Origin of the sequence: Microcoleus sp. AS-A8, assembly GCA_039962225.1 — a bacterium.
In the GTDB taxonomy this organism is placed as follows: Bacteria; Cyanobacteriota; Cyanobacteriia; order Cyanobacteriales; family Coleofasciculaceae; genus Allocoleopsis.
Map to the genome: position 1 here is coordinate 1 of JAMPKV010000025.1, position 24,091 is coordinate 24,091.

A 24,091-nucleotide genomic window follows, 5' to 3' on the forward strand; every position below is an offset into this window, starting at 1 on the left:
CTGTTCCACCGCTTCCACACTCAGATGGGGCGCTGCCCTACTCACTCGGGTCATAAGGTTAACTTATTCCTGACTCTCCGCTCTAGATTCTACATTAGACTGCAACTTGGTATCAGGCAATTTGTTGGATTATGCGACCGGGTTTCTGATTTCGCCTCGCCTATTGCTAACAAATCATCACGTTTTCGCTAGTTCTGATGAGGCTCAACTAAGTGAGGTTGAGTTCAATTATCAGCAAAATAAAGATGGAACTTGGATGGGGTCTGAGTTTTTCGCTTTACAGCCCGATACCTTCTTTTTTGCCGATGAGGAGCTTGACTTCGCGGTAGTTGCTGTTGCACAGACGACTCGACAGAGCGGCAAACCGTTAGCTGGTTTTGGCTGGCTGACTCTCGATCCTCAAATCGGTAAGGTGTCTCCCGGTGAATATCTCACGATTATTCAGCATCCAAGCGGAGGAGATAAGCAAATCGCGCTACGCGAAAACCAACTGCTCAAAATTGATACTCATACACTCTGGTATCGAACAGATACAGCGCCAGGTTCGTCGGGTTCACCAGTTTTTAACGATGTTTGGCAGGTGGTTGCCTTGCATCATTCAGGAGTACCTGAAAAAGATGCCAATGGAAACTATCTAACACTTGATGGTAAGCCTTCGGAAAGACCGATCAACGAGAGCAAAATCAAATGGATTGCTAATGAGGGCATCCGAGTCAGCCGCATTGTTACATCTCTCCAAGCTGCCTATGGCAACCATTCCTTAATCCGAGGAATTTTTGACACAAGCTCATCCGATTTATCATCCTCTGTTCACATTAACTCTCAATTAAAGGAGTCACCTATGCCTTCAGACGTTACCGCTCTAACAGGAAATCAATTAACTTACGGTAGAGGAACTCAAATCGACCCCAATGAAGCTAGGCGAGTTACGGACTACAGCGATCGTAAGGGCTACGATCCGAACTTTCTAGGAAGCAATGGTAAGCGCGTTCCCCTGCCGGAATTGACAGACAAGATGAAGCGCGATTGTGCCATCAATCGTATGGCAGGGCGAGGGATGGATGAATACATCTTGCCGTATCACCACTTCAGCATCGTGATGAATAAGGTGCGGAAAATGGCGTTTTACACTGCTGTTAATGTTGACGGAACGCACAGAATTAAGGTTGATAACAACGAAAATTGGATTACTGACCCTCGAATTGGGGCAGACGAACAAACCAACAATTCTCTTTATGCAGATAACGACCTCGATCGCGGACATCTAGTGCGTCGTTTAGATCCTGTATGGGGTTCCATCGCCCAAGCTGCCAATAACGATACATTCCACTTCACTAACTGTAGTCCCCAGCACAAAGATTTCAACCAAAACAAGGCAACCTGGCTAGGACTGGAAAACTATATCTTAGACAATGCGATCGCAGAAAAGTTTCGTGTGTCCGTGTCCACGGGTCCTGTCTTCCGTAATGATGACAGAGAGCATCGTCGAGTGAAATTACCCCGTCAGTTTTGGAAAGTTTTGGTCATGGTCAAAGAGGGTAACCTTTCCGCCACAGGTTATCTGCTCAGCCAGGAAGAACTGATTCAAAATTTTCCAAAGGAAGCGTTTTCTGATGATAGGCGAGTCAGAACTCACCAAGTAACAATTCAGGAGATCGAGGAGTTGACGGGATTATCGTTTGGGTTAAGTGAATTTGACCCAATGGAGAGTCGCGGGGACGAAAGCACGTCTCGTTTCATACCGATTACTTCCTACGAAGCCATTCGTTTCTAATAAAACCTTCGGTGTTAGCGGACGCTCTAGCTCCTTTAACACTAAATAGGCATGAACTACCCTATGCTCAGTGAATCAGCGTAGGTTAGTTCAGTTGCGATCACGTAGTGTGCGTGGAGGGCGATCGCAACACCAATCCTTTTTGCAAAAGGATTGGTTACGTCCAGAGAACGTTTGCGATTTTCCTACAATGAGTTCAACTTTCCGGAACCCTATGTATATGTATTGAAGAAGATACTGCGCTGTTAGACAGCTATCTGTAACACGAAGGAAATATCAATGTTAACGCTGAAAAAATGGTTGTTGCTTGCAATTTCTCTATGTTTCTGTTTAACTCTGTGGTCTAGACCAGCTTACGCATTCATCACACTCAACAATCAATTTGTTGCTGACGAAGCTTGCGAAGCCGTACAGTCAATCAAAAGTGGAACCAATCGGGGAAATATTCGACTGACTCCCCAAGAAACCTATCCAGTCATTGGTAAAAACCGAGATAACGCCTCCCATTACTTGCTTAGGATCGAGGACGCTGAACCGTCGGAGCGCTGGGTGTCCCTACAGTGTGGACAACTTTTAGGTTCTTCTGCTCCAGTCAATCAGGATTATTTACTTGCCCTTAGCTGGCAACCATCCTTTTGTGAAACGAAGCCAACTAAGCCCGAATGTGAGAGCCAAACGGCAAAACGGTTTGATGCCACAAACTTAGTTCTACACGGTCTATTTCCCCAGCCGAGGCAAAATATCTATTGCAATGTTAGTGACGATATCATACGTCTTGACAAAGATAAGCAATGGTCAAAGTTGCCACCAATCACCTTATCTGAGGAAACGCGCAATGAACTAGCCGTTAAAATGCCAGGATTTGCTTCGGATCTGCATCTACATGAATGGTACAAACATGGAACTTGCTACAGTAACTCACCGGACGAATATTTCCAAGAATCAATCGCTTTATTAGACCAAGTGAATAACTCTTCAGTTCGCGATCTGTTCGTTAGAAATATTGGTAATTCCCTCTCCTCTAACGAGATCAGAAATCAGTTTGATAAAGCGTTCAATGATGGAGCGGGAAGCAAGGTTCAAGTTCAGTGTCAAAAAGATATTGACGAAGCTCGAAACAATATGGTGGTAGAGCTACAGGTTAACCTTAAAGGTAACATTCAGCCCGAGACTCCAATTGGAAGTCTTCTACAGGCTGGTAAAACAGTTCCGGCAGGTTGCCCCCTTGGAGAAATCGATCCTGCTGGTTTCGACGATTAATCATGTGCTTTACGGGGTTCGCTCATACTAAATTCCGCTCTGGTTTGGGCGAATCCGTATTCGACTATGCAGCAAGTTAACTAAAAAGCTTTTTGATACTCCGCCATCTGAGCAAACGACATAAAACACTGTTGACACCCCCCATCCTCCCACAACGCCGGAATCTTAAACCTTGCCCCACACCTTGGACACTTCGACAACAACCTCAACTGATGCGTCTCACACCCCGCCGTTGACTTAAACTGCCACTCCATCTGATGACAAGGCGACTCGGCATAACACGCCCCACATAAGCGAATTGTATTGCAGTTCATCCCCACTCCCTGCGGCGGCAACATTTCCCGTAACCTCTGTGCCTCAACTCCCACAACCTTCGCCAACCCCTCCAACTCCTTTGCACTCGGAAACGGATTGAGGTGAAACCTCTCCCATCGCGCCACCACCGCCCCAATTCCCGCCAACGTACCTAACGCACTCGGAGTCAAATGATTCCGTCGCCTAAACCTGCCCAAAAAGTGGCTAAAACTCTCCCCCTCGAACGGCTCAACCGGAAACAGCCAAGGTTGAATCTCATCTGTCAGTGTCATGAATACTCCCTGGCTACCTCCTTCAACACCTCCATCGCCCTAGAGCGAAAATCAGAAACTGTCCCCTTAACCGCCCGATATCGCAAGTACTCAATAATCTCCTTAAATAAATCCTTCGCTCCACACTTAGACGGTGGCATAATATAAACCACAGGAACAATCGGCGTTTGCCGTCCCTCCTGCTTAGGCTTATTGCGTAGAGTGTAAGCTTCACAAGCGACAGTCTTACCCGTCCGCGACTCTCCCACTAAACGACACGATTGACGAGCTTTGCGCTTTTCATCCAACCACTTATGTAAATCTTGAACATGTTCCAGTGGGACAATACGTGTCTTACTCAGACGAGCAATTTCTGCTTGTAACTCTTGGTCATCCGTTTTGAATTCCCCTAATTCTTCAGCAATTGACTCAGCTTCAGTCATCACTTACCACCCGTATTCCTCACGCAATTCGTCTAAGTCCCAAACTTCAATATCAGAAAAGTCCGATTCCGTCTGAGTTGCTTGTTCTGCTTCTGGCTCAACAGGTTCAACCTCTTCAACCACAGGACTTGTTGGAACTTGCTTATAACTCTGTTCTTCCATGTGCCTCTGCTTGCGAGTTTTCTTGCCCTCGACCAACGCTTCTCGCTCCATAACCTCCAGCAAAATCGACTGATTACTAACGGTTTTTCCGGCATCGCGCAGCCTCTTAGCACTGGCTTTCGCTTCATCCACTGACAATTGCTCCGTCTCTAATTCCTGAGCATGAGCGCGAGTCAAGAAGACTTCCTGCTGTTTCTCTTGGCGATAAATCCAAATCGTCGTAATATCTCTGGGGTCATACCTGACACTTACGGTTTCTCCTGCATACCCTTCCAGATACTCCCCTCGATACATCACATTTTCAAACTGCAAATGCCCACCTCGTTGCACCGTGCGCCTTGCCACTTTCATCAAGCAAATATCTAAATCGCGCTCGGAAATTAGGGCGGGTTCCCCTCTAAGTCCCGCCTCCCAACGCTGATAGCGGGTTTGGTCGCCCATCCGCGCATCAATACTTTGGTTGTACTTATCAACAAGGAAGCGAACGACTAACTGTTCCAACTCCCTCAACATCAACTGAGCGTCTTTTTCCGCCTCCTTGGGACGTTCCTGGACATTTGAACCCGTGTAACCCGGTAACGTTGAGAATAACGACTGATTCAACGTTTTAAACGGACGCTCAACAATCCCTCCTTCAGAAGGACGACTCCGCAATTTAGGGACAAAACCTAACTGTGTTCCAATTTCTGCCAAATGATTGGAGCGAAAGTCTTTACCCCCATCCGTGTAGAAATACTCTGGTTTACCATATGTCCCCCAGTCACAATGCAGCTTGTACTCTGCCCCATATTGCTTCGGCAATATCGCATGACGTAAGGCTAAAGCAACTACCTGAGAACTGGGTGCATCAAAGCCTAAATTGATGCCCATAATGCAGCGAGAGTAGCTATCAATGACAGTGGTTAACCAAGGACGACCAATCAGTTCTCCATGTTGATCGACCAGCAACACATCCGCACGGGTATGGTCACACTGCCAAACCTGATTGCTATAGGAAATTTCTAGGTCATCCCCATCACGAGTTTTCACCGAAAGCGTCGAACCTCGCCAACCCGGAGTACGAATACTTTTCGCCTTCGCCTCTTTTTCCTGAAGCGGCTTGAGTACCCTTAAGACAGTTCTGTAAGTGGGTGGTTCATCGTCCCCAATGTCTGAAGCCTTGGCTTGAACCTTCAGAGCAACTTGCTTGGGAGTCATCCGCTTACTGCCCTTATTGCCCTGCTGGTAAGTTTTGATGATGAAGTCCTGCCAAAACTGACTAATTCTGTGTTTGCCCCTATCAGCTCTATTGGTTGAGGTAAGGGCGGCTAATCCTTGCTCCTGATACGTCTTAACTAACCTTTGTACCGATCGCACCGAAACACCAAGCTTCTTCGCACCTGCTCGGAGTCGTTCTCCATAGGTAGCGCGATCGCACGGTTCAATTAAGCTCAGAATTACGTCCAGCTTGACTTTCGCTTCCCCTGAAAGCTCAGAGACGATTGGTCTTTGATTGGTAGGGGAGCTAATCGCATTTGCGCCAACAGTATCAAAAGCCACTTGCTCATCAGGTTTCATCTCAAGATTAATATTTAACTTAAAAACACATTATGTAATTCTAGCAAGATTAAAAAAGATGACACTCAATTTGTCACTTTCCTTAACTCTTCTTTTTTCAGAAGACGACAGCTAAATTGTCATAAACTCCGAAGGCGACATTGATTTTGTCACTGAATTCTCTCCGATTGAAAATGCTAAAATCGTTCTAGCCCTTATAAATGAAAGCTTTCACTTGACGACATTAATTTGTCATCACGTCATTTAATTAGTCACTGTACAATTTCCATGTAAGCCCCAATTGATGGGGTTTTCGATTTTTTTGCCCTCTCACCCTGATTTGATTAGCGAGCGATCGCACAAGCCCGCTCAACCGGATTTGTGTCTCACTGATACTTTGGCCTTGATTTTGGGATTACTGAGTATAGAGCCGGAGAAATGAGAGCCTCTCCGGTTCGTCTCTGACAATCAAGGCATTTATGAACTTTACTCAAGTCGAACCTGAATATACTTACGAAATCCCTTCCTTGCGACGAGATAAGTCAGATGAGGCGATCATTACGGCTGCAACAGCTTTTACTTTGCTGGTAGCCGTGGTGATAGCGCTGGTTTACTGGGGGGTGATTCTCTGGCGGCTGCCCTCCAAGGCTGGATATAAAGGGGCTGCTCAGTGGATTTGGTTCTTGCTGTTGTATTTTCCCCTAACTGGCGGTCTGGCGCTTTTGGCGTTTGTGTTTGCGCCCTGGCCTGTTAAGAGGCAGTTGGAGAAGTCAGAAAGTCAGTTGGATGAGCTTCGCCGCCTTACCGATCAGCCCAGGTGTAGAGCTGTAGAAGACGGTAGTGTTGAGGATGAACTAGAACGGATGCGCCGCCAGATGCACCGTCAGTAAGAAGCTCAAAATTGAAGCGGACAGACCCACATACCCATCATGCTCCGTCCGCTTGTTGGGAAGCCTGGATTAACCAAGAATTAAGTAGACGGTTTACACTGAGGATGAATAACTTGTCAGAAGGCTGAAAATCCTTGTGTCTGCGGTTCAAATCCGTCTCCTGGCATTCCCAAAAGATTCCCCAAGCATGGTAGTCGTTGTCGTAGTTATCAATGTTGTAATTTCACTACTATGCCTGTATGTGGCTTGGTATTTATGGAATTTGCGTCGAGCACTAGCGATCACCACAGCGGTAGTGACCATCTTTGATCGTGATACCCATAACGCCTTGCAGGGTGCCCCTGAAGCTATTTCTCAAGGACAGTTAGGTATACGTGGGTCTAGAGGAAGTTATCAGCAGCTAGAGATGCAGCTACAACGAGTTCAACAAGTTTTGGGCTTCTTGGGTTTCGTACAAAGCCTTTTGCCAATAGTCACACGCTCTTCGACTCGATTTCGCCAACGCAGCCGTGCTGACGCTTTGAAGTCGAAATCATCTAGACGGTCACGGCGTCAACAGCGCTCTAAAAGATAATGCTCAGAGCCATCTGCCATGAGAGGTAACTCAAATCCTGTTAAGGTATAGATTTATCTTAGAGCTACGAGCTGTAGACTAATAGCTGCGCTCCACTGACCCCCGAGTGGGAACATTGGCAGAGCCTTTCGCATCCTGAAAATGTTAAATGAGCAATCGCTGAATCGCTCATTATCGGCAACACGTTCAGGTCTAGCAGATGTCTCAGGCACTCGTTAGTCATCTCGCTGATCAAATCTGCATAAAATTGGTGTAGGAAGAGAGACCCAAAAATGTCAAAGAAAAGTGCTGGAGCATTTATTAGTGGTTTACTGTTAGGCAGCGCCATTGGAACTGTGACAGGTTTACTGATTGCGCCCCGCACAGGTCGGGATACACGTCAGTTGTTGAAAAAATCCGCAGATGCTTTACCTGATTTAGCCGAAGATTTATCCACCAGTGTGCAACTGCAAGCGGATCGCCTTTCCGAATCGGCCTTGCGGAACTGGGATGGGACACTAGCTCGACTCCGAGAAGCGATCGCCGCCGGCATTGAAGCTTCTCAACGAGAGACGCTAGACCTGAGACAGTCCAAAACTGACGTTGCGGCTGAATCACGCCCGTCAGTTCCTGACCACCAACTGTAGGCAACTGTCGGTGATTGACCCTCTATTTTGGTTAGGATTATCCATCCTACTCGTAGCTGTCAGCTTAACCGCTGTTTTAATAGCAGCCATTCCTGCCTTACAGGAGTTAGGCCGGGCAGCTCGAAGTATAGAAAAATTAGCGGACACTCTGCGTCGGGAATTGCCACCAACTCTGGAAGCAATTCGCCTAACGGGATTAGAAATCAGTGACTTGACCGATGATGTCAGCGAGGGCGTAAAAAGCGCCGGTCAAGTAGCAAAGCAAGTGGATCAAAGTCTCAGCGGCGTTAAAAACCAGGCGAAAAACGTACAGGTTAATACGCGTGGTGTGGTTGCGGGAGTCAAAGCCGCTTGGAAAACTTGGAGGCGTCCTAATTTCGGACGCCGATCCGTTGATCGTCTTCCACCCTCTCAGAGAACCGCCTTAGACCTGCGGGAGCGTGATCGAAGTGCCCCTATGCCAGAATCAGCCACAAGCGGCAATCCTTATCAAGAACATGAGGCTGATTACGAAGATAACGACTCTACTAGGCATGAGGCGTATTATCAGGACAACCAAGGTGATTCACGTTTGTCGAGGCAACATGAGGACGAAGACTTAGAATTCCCGGACTAAAGCCTCGATATTGGATGGTTTTTCCAGCCGAAGGTCAGAGAATGTTTCGATCTATACAGAACATTCTCATATTTCTTCTATATCCAGCCATACATAGGATCGGAGGCCATCGGCTACAGATGACAGAATTGGGGTAACTTGTAGGGCTATGAGCCGATTGGAGTTTACTGGGACGGCAGAACAACTTTCTATGGCTCCCAAGGGGCACCGCCTTTGCCGTGATGTGATCGCCACGCCTGTGGAGATTCGTGCGGTAGGATGACTTAACTCAGTCGCTCAAAGCTTTGCGATCGCCCCTATTCTTAGACTAAAGTAAACAAGTGTAAAGAAAATATCAGTTTGACCTAATCCGTCGTTTAAACCCTCCCTTTAGTGTCCACACTTGTTGAGTTTGATAAAATCCACAATGCAGCACTTTTTTCCCAAGAGACTTCTGGTATCCCTAGCCGCGTTTTTCCTAGCCGTGTCAGTTTGGGCGATCGCACCAGCCGCGCAGGCTTTCGATAACCCTGATTTACTGCCCAATACTCAAACACCCATCATCGATCTAGCTAACTTTCTCCCGACGCTTCAGGAAGAGGAACTGGTCAAAGATCTGGAGACCTTTGAGACTGAAACGGGCTGGAAACTGAGAGTTTTGACTCAATACGACCGCACGCCAGGTCGAGCCGTCAAAGATTTTTGGGGACTCAACGATAAAAGTGTTTTACTCATTGCTGACTCACGAGGCGGTAATATTCTGGGTTTCAACGTTGGGGATGACCTGTATCAATTCCTACCTCGCACCTTCTGGGTTGAGTTACAAACCCGATTCGGCAACCTCTACTATGTCCGCGAAAATGGCGAAAACCGAGCAATTGTTGACTCGCTAGACACGATTAAAACTTGTCTACGTCAGGGGGGTTGCCAGGTCGTCCCCGGTCTTCCACGGGAACAGTGGATTTTGACGCTGATTACTTCAGTCTTGGGTGGACTGATTTGCGGATTTGCCGCCATACCCCGTAAAGAGGGACAAATTTTTGCTTGGCAATGGGCTTTAATCTTCTCTCCCCTGTGGGGCATTCTGTTCATCGCCTTCGGAATTGGGCCTGTGGTGACGCGCACCTCAGAGTGGTTGCCACTCTTTCGCAACGTAATCGGCTTTGTTCTGGGTTTCCTCGTGGCTTATTTGTCACCCATCATCGCTCAATCCTCTGCCTCGGAGACGTAAATATTAGTTGACACTCTCCGCACTTCTAGGGCGGAGATTCTTCGTTCATAGACCCAGCTTGCTCTGACAGGATTGCTCCAGCCACAGTAGAGGCCAAATCTCCCGAAGCGTTCAGGTTTAAAACCCAAGTTCCCACATGCCCTGTGGTACTCAAGGCTAACTCCAGAATATTGATAGCGGCATTCCAGTCTCGGTCTAATACGAACCCGCACTGACAAGCATGGGTTCTCATAGACAAAGCCTTTTTGACTAGAGTGCCGCATAATGAGCATTTCTGAGAAGTATAGGCAGGCTTGACTGCAACAGTTATCCTACCGAACTTCACTCCGAAATACTCTAGCCACTTTCTGAATTGATACCAACCTGCATCATTAATAGATCTGGCGAGACAGTGATTTTTGACCAAGTTTTTGACCCTCAAATCTTCATAGGCGACCAAATCGTTAGATTGGATTACGCAACGTGCCACTCTCTTGGCATGTTCTTCACGTTGCCTACTTATTTTGAGGTGTACTCGTCCTAATTTATTAATGGCTTTCTGGCGGTTGGCAGAGCCAATATTTTTCCGAGAAACACGGCGTTGACGAACCTTCAGCCGTTTCTCCCCAGTCCGATAAAACTTTGGGTTAGGTTCAGTGTGCCCATTACTATCGGTATAGAACTGGCTTATTCCTACATCTAATCCGATAGTCCTACCTGTTGGCTTTTTATCTACCTTGTTCTCAGCTTTCACCAAAAATTGAACGTAGTAGCCATCAGCCCGACGCACTAGCCTAACCCGTTTGATTTGGTCTAGTTGGTAGAAGTTTAAATCCCACGTTCCTTTAAGTTTGAGCTTACCAATCCCTTTCTTATCAGTGAAAGTGATTTGCTTCCTGTTCTCGGAAAGTGACCATCCAGAAGTTTTGTACTCGACTGAGCGACAATTTTTCTGGAACTTTGGATACCCTTTTTTGCCTGGAACAGATTTCTTGCAGTTGTCGTAGAACCGAGCTATGGAGCTATAGGCTCTTTCAACAGATGCTTGGCAAGCGCTTGAGTTCAAGGCTTTAACAAAGGGAAATTCTTCTCTCAACGTTTTACTGAGGCGATACAGCTCCTTCTGTCCTACACCTCGGTTGTCCATCCAATACCGGACACACTTGTTGCGGACAAACTGAGCGGTCAAAATAGCTTCGTCTACAGCGGCGTATTGAGTTGTTTTTCCCTTAGCTTTAAACTCCAAAACGAGCATTTGCGTGGAAAAAATCTACGCAAAACATTCTATCACAAAATAAAGCCGTCCTAGAAGGACAGCGGAGCAATAGTTACGCAGCTTTAAACCCATTTTTTCGGTAAATCATTGAAGTAGGGCGTCTTGTCTGCACAATAGGGGTCAGAGCAAGACGCCTTTTTTTGAGGCATAAAATAAAAACGGCAGAAAATGGCGAATGTGATTTGCGGCGGCTGTGTCCTGTAGTACAGTGAAAGCATCTCATTTTCTCATCAAACCAGGAAGTTAGGGATTGAGAGTTTCAGCCAGCGCTTGTACACACCAATTGGGAGTGAGCGCTAAATCTATCGGGACTTAAAGTTGACAAATCACATTTGGATTAAGAGACATGATGGAATGGCATGTGACAGATGCCCAAAGTCTGGCAATTATTGACCGCGAAATCGGCGATCATATCTTTACGGCGGCAGAATACGAGATTGTGCGCCGAGTGATTTATGCCACGGCTGACTTTGAATATCTGTCTCTCATTCGGTTTTCTGAGCGAGCCTTACAGGCGGGAGCCGCTGCCTTAGCGGCTCGTACTACGATAGTGGTCGATGTTCCAATGGTGCAGGTGGGGATTACCCCTCACATTCAGAATACCTTTGCCAATCCTGTGTATTGCAGTATGGAAGCGCTGACGCGTCCGCAAAAGGAGAAGACACAAGCGGCCTGGGGAATTCAAACCCTAGCCAGACGCTATCCAGAAGGAATTTTCGTAGTAGGTCAGGCTCAGACCGCATTGACGGCGCTGATTGAGTTAATCGAGGGTGAGGAAATAAAACCCGCTTTGGTCATTGGGACACCTTCGGGGTTTGTTGATGTGGATGTAGCGAAAGACCGCCTGAAAGACTCTTTGATTCCTCATATTCGGATTGAAGGGCGTAAGGGGAGTTCTGTGGTTGCCGCGGCGATCGTTAACGGATTGGTAGACTTGGCTTGGCAAGCGTATGGGCAGGATAGTGGCGGCCTGAGCTAAGGGTGGGGAGGCGCTTCGCGGATGTCTCTTGGGCAATCGCTAGCGAGTTTCCAGTGCTTGGATTTTTAAATGAGGTTGGATGGTAAAGGGCTTTGACATCACGAAAGAGATTGCAACTATGAATTGACAATCTCCTAATAGGGGCACTTTTTAGGCTATTGGTAATGAATTGTAAAACAAACGCCTAGGCTTAGTCTTGTCTTATATCATGTCGGTTGGAACACTCATCATACAGCTGTTTCTCTGCTGCTGATTGCAGATGGCTTTGATTCAGGGTAATCATCCTAGCAGGGATTACTGATGAAACTAGCAGGGATTACTGACGAAAAGTGCAGCTTCAGCCTAATTGATCTGTTAACGCGAAATGTATTTCATAGCAGGCTGATAGGTAACAGTTGAGACTGCTGCTACCTTTAATATAAGTAACTGAATTCTTGAATTTTTACTCTTTCCTAATTAAACAATTATTAGCGCAGTTCTCCCTTATTAGCTCTTTTAGGCTGGAGAATACTACCTATAATAATCATCGATTTTATGCAGAAATACAATAGGTTTAATCACTTATAGCCTCAGTCATTAGAAGGAGATAATGACTCTTTCTTAAGGGAGAAGTGATGATTGTTCCCACTTCCTAGACTATAGAAGAAAATTGTAAAGCTTTAAACAAAAGGAGTACAGCTATGTCAAATACAAGCAAACGTGGCTTTGCCTCTATGGATCAGGATAAACAAAGAGAGATTGCAAGCAAAGGTGGAAAGGCGGCTCACGAGAAGGGAACAGCCCATGAGTTTACCTCAGAGGAAGCCAGGGAAGCCGGTCGCAAAGGTGGCGAAACTGTAAGCAAAGACCGTGAACATATGTCTGAAATCGGCCGCGAAGGTGGCAAACAAAGCCACAAAAAATAAGAAAGAGGGATAATACTTTTGTCTAATCTTAAAAGCCCCTATTTAGATAGGGGTTTTTATATTTTTTATCGTTAAGTGAAGCATAGCTATAGATTCCAAAATACACAATTGGAGTTTTCAATTTTTATGCAGATGAACACCTCTGTTCTGGTTAATTTAAGTTGCTTTAATCGCTCATAAATTCTAAATTTTCAAGAGGTTATCCTGGAAATAGGATACAAGCCAATTTATTCTCAAATCAGCTTCTAAAGTAGAAATATCTAACTCTAGAGGGATGTTCTAGCCAGGAAATAACTCCGACAATACAGCTCAGCTTGTTTAAAATTGCCCCTCATCAAACTAATGGCTAGTTCAATCGGATTTTCCTTATTTGCTCCTTATAACAAAGGGGCCTCTTTAATCGGGTCTTTTTCCAACTGGGAAGAAATTCCGATGAAGAAAGATAAAGATGGTTATTTCCGGACTCAGGTTGAGCTTGAGGATGGAGTTTATCAGTATAAATTTCGTGTCCAATCCAAATCCTGGTTCTTTGAAGCCGATCAATGGGTAGATGTCAATGACCCCTACGCTACCGATATTGATGACTCTACCCAAAATGGCAATGTGCGGATTAAAGACGGGGAACGAATTGTTGATACGTATGTTTGGAAACACGACGACAAGCCATTACCTGCCGATCATGAGCTAGTTATCTACGAAGTGCATGTTGGCGACTTCTCCGGTGGTGAGGATGACCCCTACGCCCGAGGTAAATACAAGCATGTTGTAGAAAAATTAGATTACCTAGCCGACTTAGGAATTAACGCGATCGAGTTGATGCCAGTCAAAGAGTATCCTGGTGATCATAGCTGGGGTTATAACCCCCGATACTTCTTCGCTACGGAATCTAGCTATGGTACGAGTGAAGAGTTGAAGCAGTTGATTGATGAGTGCCACGGGCGTGGAATTCGCGTCATCATGGACGGGATTTATAACCACTCAGAAGCAGAAAGTCCTCTGACGCAGATTGACCACGATTACTGGTATCACCACTCACCCCGCGACCCTGAGAACAACTGGGGGCCAGAATTTAACTATGAATTCTATGACGAAAATCTAGACACTTACCCAGCACGCAAGTTTATGGGTGACCAAGTAAATTTCTGGGTTAAGGAATATCATATCGACGGCATTCGGTTCGATGCAGCACGACAAATTGCTAACTATGATTTCATGCATTGGATTGTCCAGGAAGCCAAAAACGCGGCTAGCATGAAGCCTTTTTACACTGTTGCTGAACACATTCCTGAAACCCCTAGCATTACCAATGCAGATGGGCCAATGGATGGCTGCTGGCATGATAGTTTCTATCATTGTGTATTGGAACATATTTGTGGGGATACTTTTGATCTAGAGCGTCTTAAGGATGTAATTGATTGCAAGCGGCAAGGTTTCATGGGTGCCACTAATGTTGTGAATTACCTAACCAATCACGACCATAATCATGTGTTAGCCGAATTAGGCGAGCGCGGCATTTTGGATGAGGAAGCCTTTAAGCGGAGAAAGTTGGGCGCTGTCATCACGATGACAGCCGTTGGAGTACCTTTGTTGTGGATGGGTGAAGAGTTTGGCGAGTATAAGTATAAAACCCAAGAACAAGCCAAAATTGATTGGACGTTACTAGGTCATGACTTAAATCGCGGTTTGTTTGAGTTTTGCAAAGGCTTGATTAATCTTCGTAAAAGCAATCATGCCCTCTACACGGAAAACATTGAATTTATTCATGAAAATCCAGAAGCTAAGGTATTAGCTTATAGCCGTTGGAATGGGGAAGGTTCTCGTGTTGTTGTCGTTGTCAATTTTTCAGATGACTTCTTAGCGGGTTATACGATTCCTAATTTTCCTGAAAATGGTACTTGGCACGAGTGGACGGCGAATTATGATGTGGAGGCTGGGGATAACCAAATAATGGTTGATCTGGGAGGGTACGAAGCGAAAGTATTCGTCTGGCAGTAGGGAAAGTTACATCAAATTCTGTAGGGGCAAGACATATCGTGCCCCTACTAAAATCGTGTCTTCCACCCAACGGAAAATACTATATTATCTACACTGAAGCAAAACCAAACTTTTGCTTTACTGCCTCGATTGGAGTCTTATCAATAAAGTAGGCGATCGCTGCTTCTCCCACCTTTTCCGTAGCTTTTGCCCCGCCCCAACCAGCAATAATCACTGCAAGTCCTGGCAAGCATTTTAACAAATCCGCTGCTAAATACTCAGGTAAACCCTCAGCGACAAGCTGTGGCAAATATTCAGCTACAAGTGCAGGTAAATTCTCCCACGAAAAGTCAGCAAGCCCACCAGCTAATCCACCAGCAACGAAACCTGCGCTTCCTTTAACCCCAAGATTTGCCAAGAAATCCCCTACAGATGCTAATGCAAAATCCTCTCCAGAGATGTAGATAATCTCTGCAACCATAGCGACTTGCATTAATCCGACTATAAGTGAATTAGGTATAGGTATCGGCACGGCAGCGAGAACACCAGAAGCATCTCAACGGCTACACACAATAGTACGCGCCACACTTTCTTGATATTTTTGTATCTTAGCTAAACGTACTATATCATTTTGGGCTTCTCTAGGAATTTGCTCCATTAGTAGTTCAAGCAAACGGTTGATGTTCCAGCGAAAATCTGGTTCTAGTGTTCCATCTACTTGATATTCAGCACAGGCTGATATCGGAATGACCTGTACAAGGTTTTTGCCCGAATGCTCTTTTGATGAGATGTGCCTTGTGAGGTCAAAAACTGCCGTCTCGATATTACGGTTTTTACGAGTGTTGTCAGTTGGTAATTGATGTATATAGGATGGGTCAAGCAGATCACATTGCGTGACCACACCGATGATGCGTAGAGCGCGCTGGTACATCCTCTTAGTTTCTTTGAGAATTGTATCGGCACGATCAAGAACCTCATCAATTCCAGCATGTACCAGTTTAGCTTGACAAAGAAAAAGGGCTACATCTGGGCAAGTTTTTCGTACTGCATCCAAGATGGTCTTTTCCGCAGAATCCGATGATGCCTTACCCGATGCCGCAGCTTTAGGGTCAAGCAAGCCTCGTGTATCAAGGATTTCCAGTATCTTGCCGCCTTGTTCATACGGGAACCACTCAGATGCTGTTGTTTGTGGTCTAACATCTCCAACCTCTGCAACTTTGGCACCAAATATGGCATTAATCAACGATGATTTACCCGCACCACGCTGACCAAAAATCATAAAACGAGGTGGGCGGCTTGCTTGAATCAAACTATCTATCTGATTTAAGTGTCTTTCAATGTCCCGTTTAACAAAGACTGGTAGCGGGGCGAGTAGCTTACGGAAGCAGGTAATGAGTGCTTCGTAGCTTTTCAGGCGATCGCTCGATATGGTCATCTGTGATTTGAAACTCTAGATTTGTAACAAATCTTGGCACTACAGCCTCGACGATCAACAGCGTGGATTTACGGAAAAACTGACCATCGCACTATATGTGATTAAGTAATTATCCTGAGAATAGCGATGCTTCCACAGAACCGCTTAACCAAGCAACAGGACATAAACTCATGGTTCAGCAACCTTTACCTTTAATCTGTGATGATTACTACGTACCAGACGCCAACCGCCTAGTCACTGAAGACGACACGCCTGTGGATAATTTTGCCTCTGAGAAACAGCAACGATTTTTAGTTGGTACTCTTTACAGTTCTGCACAGCAGCAGACTTTTTTAGCTGCCTCTAACGTCGGCATCTACCATACAGATGGTCAACCTGCCATTGTCCCCGATGTTTTTCTCAGTCTGGATGTCCAAATGCCTGAAAATTGGTGGGACAAGCAAAACCGTTCTTATCTGGTGTGGAAGTTTGGCAAACCCCCAGAAGTCGTCCTTGAAATTGTGTCCAACAAAGTTGGTGATGAACTGGGGAATAAACTGAAAATTTACGAACACATGCGGGTGAGTTACTACATCGTATATGACCCCACCCAACAATTAGGACAGCAAGTTCTTCGCATTCATGAACTTCGAGGAATGCGCTATTCGGAAACATCAGAAACCTGGTTAGCTCAAGTTGGGCTGGGTTTAACTTTGTGGGAAGGTGAATTTGAAAGCAGGCAGGATGTTTGGTTACGTTGGTGTTATCAAGATGGGAATTTTCTCCTCACTGGTGATGAACGCGCTGAACAGGAACGCCTAGAGAAGGAGCAACAGCAACAACGTGCCGAGCAAGCTGAACAACGCGCCCAATTACTAGCAGAACAATTGCGGGGACTGGGTATCGATCCCGACACTCTCAGTTAAGATGCTAGATACTTAATCAAATCATTGATAACTCTAGTTCTGTATGAGACGTTTCCTAACAACTTGTTGATAAAATTCCTCAAGCGCAGCTACAGAAACATTATCATCGAAGAGACAATTTTTGTGTTTTCCTATGTACTGTACAATCTGCTGCCGCCATTGAGGTTCTAACCCTAACCTCACGGCAATTTCAATATATTCTGTTTCATTTTTAGCAATTGTTTCACTAAATCCCAACATTTTTAGCATCCCAGTTGACATGTAACCGCGCATACATTCACCTGGACAAGTAACCACAGGTAAATTGCAGGCAAGTGCAGCCAGAGTGGTGTTCCCCCCGGTAAAGCCTAAGGTATCTAAAAATACATCACTGAGTAAATTAAGCCTTAAATAATTTTCATGATTTAAAAATGAGAGAAACACACAATAATCATCACTACTCTTGCCAACCGCTGCAAATGCCGCTTTAAGGCGTGGTTTTAGAACCTCGGCACGAACAAATACAAACTGAGCTTGCGGCACGCGCTTAGCAATTTCAGCAAATATAAAATCATGCTGGGGTAAGTATTTATATGGAGCTTGGCAACACAAATAAACAACGGCATCATCCCGCAACCCAAAATCAGAGCGATTTTTTGTTAATTGTGGAACCTCTAATTGGGGATAAGCAATCCCAAGATTAGGTAAGCAAATCAGTGTTTCCGAGTAATGTTCTTGAGCATTCTCAGGTTCCATTAGTTCGCTAGATATATAGTAATCAATGGTGGGTATCCCAGATGTTACTGGGTATCCCCAATCCGTACACTGCACAGGAGCAAGCCGCAAACCAGCGATTGCAAACGTCAGTGCATCGATTCCTAGCTCTGGAAAAACCAGAATATGTAAATTATCAGTTGAAATTTGCTGACATACGCCTTCTAAATTCTCTGGGATATGACGGAATACATCACTATATTCTTGGAATTCTTGCGTAATTGAATCCGGCTGATTTCCGATATAATAACAGTAAATCTCAAAATTCTGCCGATTGCTATGACGCAGCCAGCCCTGTAACCAAAATGTGCTGCTATGGTGATGAAGATAGTTGGAAATATAACCAACACGAATCTTTTGATTCTCTGGAAGGGAAGGCATTGTGCGCGGTTCGATCCAGTTGGGGTAATTGGCAGCTACAACTTTATGAACCAATATTCCATACTGCTGTTGTAACTCACGAATATTGCCAGTTTGATAGGCTAAATAAAAGTTGGTAACGCGACTAATCGCTGCTAGAGCATTGCTCTTTTCTTCAGGAGTTCTCAAGGAGGTTTGCTGAATTAACTCTTGTAGCCCTCTTTCAAAGCGCTGACGATAGAACGATACTTCATCGGCTGTCGCATAAACAATTGGAATAAATAAGTTTTTGAGGAGTTTGAATAAGTACTCTTCCGGGAAGAGAGTAGAGGCATTCTCTAACGCTGATATAGCCTCTTGTGTTCTTCCGCTTTTTTGCAATCTTTGGATTAAATCAAAGTGACGAGCAATATCGAATTGCCCTGTTTGCTGATTAATCATTCGCTGTAACGGGGTTCAATAAAGAGGATACTAATAAAGTAGAACTAAAGGATTGTATACGCTGCCATACTTGTTCCAGCAAATCGGGATGATCGGCACCAAACCACTCAATTTGTGGATAAGCTCGAAACCAAGTGCGCTGTCGCTTGGCAAATTGGCGAGTGTGCAAAACCGTTAGTTCTTTCGCTTGGGCTAGGGAAATTTCACCTGCAAGATATTGCTTCATTTCTCGATAGCCCAAGGTATCTAACAGAGGTAAATCAGCACCATATTTTTGACAAAGAGCTTTCACCTCGGCTTCCCAACCAGCCGCTATCATGTGCTCAGTTCGCTTCTCGATACGACGAATAAGGATATCGGAGTTACTACATTCCAAACCAATCTGAAGAATTGGATAGTTGGGAGGATTTTCGCCTTGTTGCTCGGAAATTGGGCGTCCAGTAACGTAAAATACTTCTAGTGATCGTAATGTCCTGACTTCGTCGTTGGCGTGAATCTTGTGGGCAGCCGTTGGGTCAACCTTTTGGAGGAATTGGTAAAGCTGAGTTTGACCCAGTGAAGCTAGTTGCGATCGCAATTCAGGGTGTGGTGCAACTCGCGGAATTTTCATCCCCTGCACTACCGCACGAATGTATAAACCCGTACCACCAACCAGTAGGGGGATTGTACCCTTTGCCTGAAATTTAGCAATCAATTCTTGAGCTGATTGCTGGTAGTCTGCCAGAGTCATTGTCTGTGTCGGCTCACACATATCTATTAAATAATGAGGCACTTGCTGTCGTTCAAGGGCTGAGGGTTTAGCAGTACCAATGTCAAACTCTCGGTAGACCTGACGAGAGTCAGCACTGAGAATAACTGAGTTCAGTCGTTGCGCTAAAGCCAACGCTAAATCCGACTTCCCAGTCGCTGTCGCACCGCAAAGGGTGATCAAACCCAGTGGCTGATGATTGAATAATTCCATACCTGAATCTATAAATCCAATCAATTTGTTATAGAGTCCTAGCGTCTGTTCTATCGCTGTTTTATCTTTAGAGTGTTTCTTCGCTGAGCTTTGCTCTTTAATTCAGCCCCCTCAACACCATCCAGAGCATGAAGCAAAGCCGTGAGCATACACTCGTTAGACTCAAGAGCACTCATTGTGTGGTTGTCAAGAAAAAGAACACAGTTTTAGCAATACACCCAGTAGCTATCTAAACAAGCCTTGAAACGGCTCTGTAGCCGCCTAGGAGGCTTTTGTGTTAAAATTTTAGAGTGTTTTCTCATTTTTGAGGATCGCAACGGTCTAAAGCTTCTATTGGAGAATCCCTTACATGACGAGTAGTTACAGTGCCGATCAGATTCAAGTTCTGGAAGGTCTCGAACCGGTGCGAAAACGCCCAGGGATGTACATCGGTTCTACTGGCCCTAGGGGACTCCATCATCTAGTTTACGAGGTCGTAGACAACTCCATTGATGAGGCTCTAGCGGGTTATTGCACTCATATTGAAATTGACATCAATGCCGATGGTTCCGTTACCGTTACAGACGACGGACGCGGCATTCCCACCGATACTCATCCCACCACGGGCAAATCAGCACTGGAAACGGTGATGACGGTACTTCATGCGGGAGGGAAGTTTGGTGGTGGCGGCTATAAAGTGTCTGGAGGATTGCATGGTGTCGGGATTTCAGTCGTTAACGCGCTGTCTGAGTGGGTAGAGGTAACAGTTTGGCGCGAGAACCGGATACACACCCAGCGCTATGAACGAGGTATCCCTGTTACTGAACTCATAGGAAAGCCATCGCAAGAAGCCCGAACTGGCACGTCCGTTTCCTTTAAGCCAGACACGCAAATCTTTGTCACCACTGGCATCGAGTTCGACTACACCACACTCGCGGGGCGTGTGCGAGAACTAGCCTACCTGAATGCGGGTGTCCGGATTACGTTTAGCGATAGCCGACTGGAGCAACTCCGCCAAGAAACTTACTACTACGAGGGGGGCATCCAGGAATATGTCGCCTACATGAACCGTGATAAAGAGCCTCTGCACCAGGAAATTATCTATATTCAGGGGGAACGTAACGGGACACAAGTCGAAGTGGCATTGCAGTGGTGCGTCGATGCCTACAGCGATAATTTGCTGGGCTTTGCCAACAACATCCGCACGATTGATGGTGGCACCCATTTGGAGGGGCTAAAAGCGGTATTGACGCGGACGATGAATGCGATCGCCCGTAAGCGCAATAAAATCAAAGAAAATGAAGCAAACCTCGGCGGCGAGAATGTTAGAGAGGGATTGACGGGCGTGATTTCCGTTAAAGTCCCCGACCCCGAATTTGAAGGTCAAACCAAGACAAAACTAGGAAATACCGAAGTCCGGGGCATCGTCGAATCCTTGGTGGGAGAGGTATTAACAGAATACCTAGAGTTCCGTCCCAACGTGGCAGACGCCGTCTTAGACAAAGCGATTCAAGCTTTTAAAGCAGCAGAAGCGGCTCGTCGTGCGCGTGATTTGGTGCGGCGTAAATCCGTTCTGGAGTCTTCGCCGTTACCGGGTAAGTTAGCCGATTGCAGTTCTCGTGACCCCTCAGAATCGGAAATCTTTATTGTAGAAGGGGACAGTGCCGGCGGTTCCGCCAAGCAAGGAAGGGATCGTCAATTTCAAGCTATTTTGCCCCTGCGCGGTAAAATCCTCAACATTGAGAAAACCGACGACGCCAAAATCTACAAGAACACAGAAATTCAGGCTTTAATTACAGCCCTAGGCTTGGGTATTAAAGGTGACGAGTTCGACCCCGCGCAATTACGTTACCACCGGATTGTGATTATGACGGATGCGGATGTTGATGGGGCGCACATCCGCACGCTGTTGTTGACCTTCTTCTATCGTTATCAACGGGCGCTTGTGGATCAGGGCTACATCTATATTGCTTGTCCTCCACTTTATAAAGTAGAGCGGGGACGTAGTCATTACTACTGCTATAGCGATCGCGAACTCAACAATCTAATCCAACACGAGTTTCCCTCTAACGCCAGCTACACCATCCAACGTTTCAAAGGGTTGGGTGAAATGATGCCAACTCAATTGTGGGAAACGACGATGAATCCCGGCACTCGCACCTTAAAGCGGATCGAAATTGAGGATGCAGCAGAAGCGGATCGCGTCTTCACGGTGCTAATGGGCGATCGCGTCGGGCCACGCCGTGAATTCATCGAAACCTACGGTTCGCGCCTCAACCTCACCGATTTGGATATCTAATCAATCCATCGCTGTACCGAAGTTGCATTCCGTTGTCACAGGGGTCAGGGGTTCTCTCTTGACTCCTGATTCCTGATTTCTGGCTCCCAGGAAGTTGCACTTCAGGGGTTTAGGGCGATCAATGGCCGCCTGAAAACCTGAGAAATTACGGTGAATCTTATCAAGTCAGGTTAATCGACCGTAATAGAATAACGCCGGGACTTTGTTCAGGCCATCTAAACGAACCCGTCAATATTACTATGCCAACACATTTATCTTAGAGTACCCGCTTTCCTGTCGCCTGAGGGACTGATTGACTTGTGGGAGATTATGTATCAATCCGAACTCAGAAGTTGAAGTTGTGTAAAAATTCTTAACGGCACTTCTCATCAAACCAGTATATTCTAACAATTTGGAAAAGCTTTAACTCTTTTGTAAGAAACAACACACAGCCGTCAACTTTAAGGACAGGATAATTTGTAATGAGTAACAATTTAGCCACCAAGCTGCGTGAGGGCACTAAAAAAGCTCACACTATGGCGGAAAATGTTGGTTTTGTAAAATGCTTTTTGAAAGGTGTCGTTGAGAAAACCTCTTACCGGAAGCTGGTCTCAAACCTCTACTTCGTCTATTCGGCGATGGAAGAAGAGATGGATCGCCACAGCACACACCCAATTCTCTCCAAAATTTACTTCCCCCAGCTCAACCGCAAAAAGAGTCTAGAGCAAGACTTGTACTTCTACTACGGTTCTAACTGGCGTGAGCAAGTCGCTCCTTCACAAGCCGCCAAAAACTATGTGCAACACATTCGGGAGGTATCTGCCACACAACCCGAATTGTTGATTGCTCATTCCTACACGCGCTACCTCGGTGACTTATCCGGTGGGCAGATTCTCAAAAAGATTGCCCAACGGGCTATGAATCTAGCCGAGGGACAGGGTACGGATTTCTATGAATTCCAAGATATTCCGGACGAGAAAGCATTTAAAGCACATTATCGGCAAGCCCTCGATGAGTTACCCATCGATGACGCGACAGCCGAGCGGATTGTAGATGAAGCCAATGCCACATTTGGCATGAACATGAAACTGTTCCAGGAGTTGGAAGGCAACCTGATCAAAGCCATTGGTCAGATGCTGTTCAACACCCTGACACGCCGTCGCGCGGCAGGCAGTACAGAACTGGCAACCGCAGAATAGACAACTGAATCAAAAACCTCACAATTGGCGTTGCTAATTTAAGGAATCATTAGGTACGACCGCTAAGAACTCACAGACGCTCTTACACTCGTCTCCACTCTTAGCCGCGAAACGTGTTCTACCAAGCTTTTGGTCACGCACTTCGCTAACCGCTCTCACGAGAGTGATCGTGGCCTAATCATCCCTTAATGAAGCAACGCCTTAATCATTTTGTGGGATGGACGCCTCTTGCCCCAAGCCATCCCTGCCAAGCGCGGTAAAGTACCCCTGCCGATGACCGCCGTCCTGGCGTTGTTATCCTCCCTGGCTAAGGCTAGGGGACGAGCAGCCGTTGACTCAGCGAGAAATGACATGAGTCTAGAAGAAGAAAGCCAGGGCGACGTTCGCAAATCGTAACAAATCTTTAAAAAAAAACTCAGCTAATTGAAATAATATTCTTATTGGTGTAATACGTGTCATACGTCCTTGTATGACATTTTGAGAGGCCTCACAGAATGAAAACCGTGGGCTGGCAACCGCAGTCCTCTTGCTTCAGCCCACTTTCTTTCCTCCCAGCATCACACCCACTAGGCTTTGTCACCCATTGACCTGAAATCGTTAAGGAGCTTTATTAATGATCTAAACAATTTGTAAATCACCCTAGAATCTAGGCACCTCTGAGGTAGGGCTAACCTAAGGCAAGGCTATAGTGATAACAAAGTTACATGAAACAAAATCATGGATTGCCTAAAAAAGACAGCCAGGGGATTTTTAAAGTTTTCTAGGCTGGCGATGCCCCCAAAAGCTCAATCGATTAGGCAAATTTACCCCTCTATCTGAACAACGAATGGACTAAGATAGTTTGTTTTTTTTGAGGTTGGTACTTGTTTGAGTCCCGAAAAAAATCCTAGTACGCCACTTAAACAGGCGGAATGTGGATTAATAAACGCCTTAATAGGAAAAGGTTGTCTAGTTTACCTAAAACTTTACATGGTGGAAATAAATCTACCATGTCATAATATTTTTGTCCT

Annotated in this window: 22 protein-coding genes; 14 read left to right on the forward strand and 8 right to left on the reverse strand. The window is 45.8% G+C overall.

Translation table 11 applies throughout. The features are described 5' to 3' along the window. Positions 1–106 precede the first annotated feature (106 nt). Both NDI48_26290 and NDI48_26295 read left to right on the forward strand, forming a co-directional pair. Positions 107–1,774 (forward strand): DNA/RNA non-specific endonuclease, encoded by a 1,668-nt coding sequence (locus tag NDI48_26290; GenBank protein MEP0834678.1) that lies wholly within the window; start codon positions 107–109, stop codon positions 1,772–1,774. A 279-nt stretch (positions 1,775–2,053) separates the two neighbouring features. After that, positions 2,054–3,034, forward strand: coding sequence for a ribonuclease T2 (locus NDI48_26295; protein ID MEP0834679.1), 981 nt, complete (start codon positions 2,054–2,056; stop codon positions 3,032–3,034). An 80-nt stretch (positions 3,035–3,114) separates the two neighbouring features. On the opposite strand, the gene NDI48_26300 is transcribed toward NDI48_26295, so the two are convergent. The 3 genes from NDI48_26300 to NDI48_26310 are packed head-to-tail and all read right to left on the reverse strand — an operon-like array spanning position 3,115 to position 5,762. Beyond that, on the reverse strand, positions 3,115–3,621 hold the full coding sequence (locus tag NDI48_26300; protein ID MEP0834680.1) for a TniQ family protein: 507 nt from the start codon (positions 3,619–3,621) through the stop codon (positions 3,115–3,117). After that, positions 3,618–4,043 (reverse strand): TniB family NTP-binding protein, encoded by a 426-nt coding sequence (locus NDI48_26305; protein ID MEP0834681.1) that lies wholly within the window; start codon positions 4,041–4,043, stop codon positions 3,618–3,620. The genes NDI48_26300 and NDI48_26305 overlap by 4 nt, the downstream gene beginning before the upstream one ends. Before the next feature lie 3 nt (positions 4,044–4,046). After that, positions 4,047–5,762, reverse strand: a complete 1,716-nt coding sequence (locus NDI48_26310) for a Mu transposase C-terminal domain-containing protein (GenBank protein ID MEP0834682.1) — start codon at positions 5,760–5,762, stop codon at positions 4,047–4,049. Positions 5,763–6,220: 458 nt separating this feature from the next. Between NDI48_26310 and NDI48_26315 the strand changes: the two genes are divergently transcribed. The 5 genes from NDI48_26315 to NDI48_26335 all read left to right on the forward strand — a co-directional run bounded on the left by NDI48_26315 (position 6,221) and on the right by NDI48_26335 (position 9,657). Beyond that, positions 6,221–6,631, forward strand: coding sequence for a hypothetical protein (locus tag NDI48_26315; GenBank protein ID MEP0834683.1), 411 nt, complete (start codon positions 6,221–6,223; stop codon positions 6,629–6,631). A 187-nt stretch (positions 6,632–6,818) separates the two neighbouring features. Further along, positions 6,819–7,205, forward strand: a complete 387-nt coding sequence (locus NDI48_26320) for a hypothetical protein (GenBank protein ID MEP0834684.1) — start codon at positions 6,819–6,821, stop codon at positions 7,203–7,205. A 272-nt stretch (positions 7,206–7,477) separates the two neighbouring features. After that, positions 7,478–7,831, forward strand: a complete 354-nt coding sequence (locus NDI48_26325; GenBank protein MEP0834685.1) for a YtxH domain-containing protein — start codon at positions 7,478–7,480, stop codon at positions 7,829–7,831. 10 nt (positions 7,832–7,841) lie between these two features. Further along, positions 7,842–8,447: a DUF948 domain-containing protein gene (locus NDI48_26330; protein ID MEP0834686.1), complete on the forward strand. Its 606-nt coding sequence runs from the start codon at positions 7,842–7,844 to the stop codon at positions 8,445–8,447. 406 nt (positions 8,448–8,853) lie between these two features. Continuing rightward, positions 8,854–9,657: a TPM domain-containing protein gene (locus tag NDI48_26335; GenBank protein MEP0834687.1), complete on the forward strand. Its 804-nt coding sequence runs from the start codon at positions 8,854–8,856 to the stop codon at positions 9,655–9,657. A gap of 25 nt (positions 9,658–9,682) precedes the next feature. On the opposite strand, the gene NDI48_26340 is transcribed toward NDI48_26335, so the two are convergent. Continuing rightward, a complete protein-coding gene (locus NDI48_26340) occupies positions 9,683–10,891 on the reverse strand; it encodes a transposase (GenBank protein MEP0834688.1) in 1,209 nt (402 codons plus the stop codon). A gap of 370 nt (positions 10,892–11,261) precedes the next feature. Between NDI48_26340 and NDI48_26345 the strand changes: the two genes are divergently transcribed. The 3 genes from NDI48_26345 to NDI48_26355 all read left to right on the forward strand — a co-directional run bounded on the left by NDI48_26345 (position 11,262) and on the right by NDI48_26355 (position 14,791). Further along, the gene (locus NDI48_26345) at positions 11,262–11,891 is read left to right on the forward strand and encodes a precorrin-8X methylmutase (protein MEP0834689.1); all 630 of its coding nucleotides are present in this window, start codon (positions 11,262–11,264) and stop codon (positions 11,889–11,891) included. 680 nt (positions 11,892–12,571) lie between these two features. Beyond that, complete coding sequence (locus tag NDI48_26350) at positions 12,572–12,796, forward strand: KGG domain-containing protein (GenBank protein ID MEP0834690.1); 225 nt, start codon at positions 12,572–12,574, stop codon at positions 12,794–12,796. Between the two features lie 342 nt (positions 12,797–13,138). Further along, positions 13,139–14,791, forward strand: coding sequence for an alpha-amylase family glycosyl hydrolase (locus NDI48_26355; GenBank protein MEP0834691.1), 1,653 nt, complete (start codon positions 13,139–13,141; stop codon positions 14,789–14,791). Between the two features lie 88 nt (positions 14,792–14,879). Here the strand turns inward: NDI48_26355 and NDI48_26360 are convergent, their stop codons facing one another. Beyond that, positions 14,880–15,251 (reverse strand): hypothetical protein, encoded by a 372-nt coding sequence (locus NDI48_26360; GenBank protein ID MEP0834692.1) that lies wholly within the window; start codon positions 15,249–15,251, stop codon positions 14,880–14,882. A 75-nt stretch (positions 15,252–15,326) separates the two neighbouring features. Then, positions 15,327–16,205, reverse strand: a complete 879-nt coding sequence (locus tag NDI48_26365) for a GTPase domain-containing protein (protein ID MEP0834693.1) — start codon at positions 16,203–16,205, stop codon at positions 15,327–15,329. A gap of 170 nt (positions 16,206–16,375) precedes the next feature. Here NDI48_26365 and NDI48_26370 point away from each other — a divergent pair, with 170 nt between their 5' ends. Next, entirely contained in the window at positions 16,376–17,110 is a 735-nt protein-coding gene (locus tag NDI48_26370) for a Uma2 family endonuclease (GenBank protein ID MEP0834694.1), read from the forward strand. A 33-nt stretch (positions 17,111–17,143) separates the two neighbouring features. Here NDI48_26370 and NDI48_26375 read toward each other — a convergent pair whose 3' ends face one another. After that, on the reverse strand, positions 17,144–18,664 hold the full coding sequence (locus NDI48_26375) for an O-linked N-acetylglucosamine transferase, SPINDLY family protein (GenBank protein MEP0834695.1): 1,521 nt from the start codon (positions 18,662–18,664) through the stop codon (positions 17,144–17,146). Beyond that, positions 18,657–19,625 (reverse strand): tRNA (adenosine(37)-N6)-dimethylallyltransferase MiaA, encoded by a 969-nt coding sequence (miaA, locus tag NDI48_26380; protein MEP0834696.1) that lies wholly within the window; start codon positions 19,623–19,625, stop codon positions 18,657–18,659. Before miaA ends, NDI48_26375 begins: the two co-directional genes overlap by 8 nt. A gap of 349 nt (positions 19,626–19,974) precedes the next feature. On the opposite strand from miaA, the gene gyrB reads away from it, so the two are divergent. From gyrB to NDI48_26395, 3 genes are all read left to right on the forward strand, one after another. Next, on the forward strand, positions 19,975–21,903 hold the full coding sequence (gyrB, locus tag NDI48_26385) for a DNA topoisomerase (ATP-hydrolyzing) subunit B (GenBank protein ID MEP0834697.1): 1,929 nt from the start codon (positions 19,975–19,977) through the stop codon (positions 21,901–21,903). 461 nt (positions 21,904–22,364) lie between these two features. Next, positions 22,365–23,081, forward strand: a complete 717-nt coding sequence (locus NDI48_26390) for a heme oxygenase (biliverdin-producing) (GenBank protein ID MEP0834698.1) — start codon at positions 22,365–22,367, stop codon at positions 23,079–23,081. 228 nt (positions 23,082–23,309) lie between these two features. After that, positions 23,310–23,477 carry a hypothetical protein gene (locus NDI48_26395; GenBank protein ID MEP0834699.1) on the forward strand — a complete coding sequence of 56 codons (168 nt, stop codon included), beginning with the start codon at positions 23,310–23,312 and terminating at the stop codon, positions 23,475–23,477. The last annotated feature ends 614 nt before the right edge of the window (positions 23,478–24,091 follow it).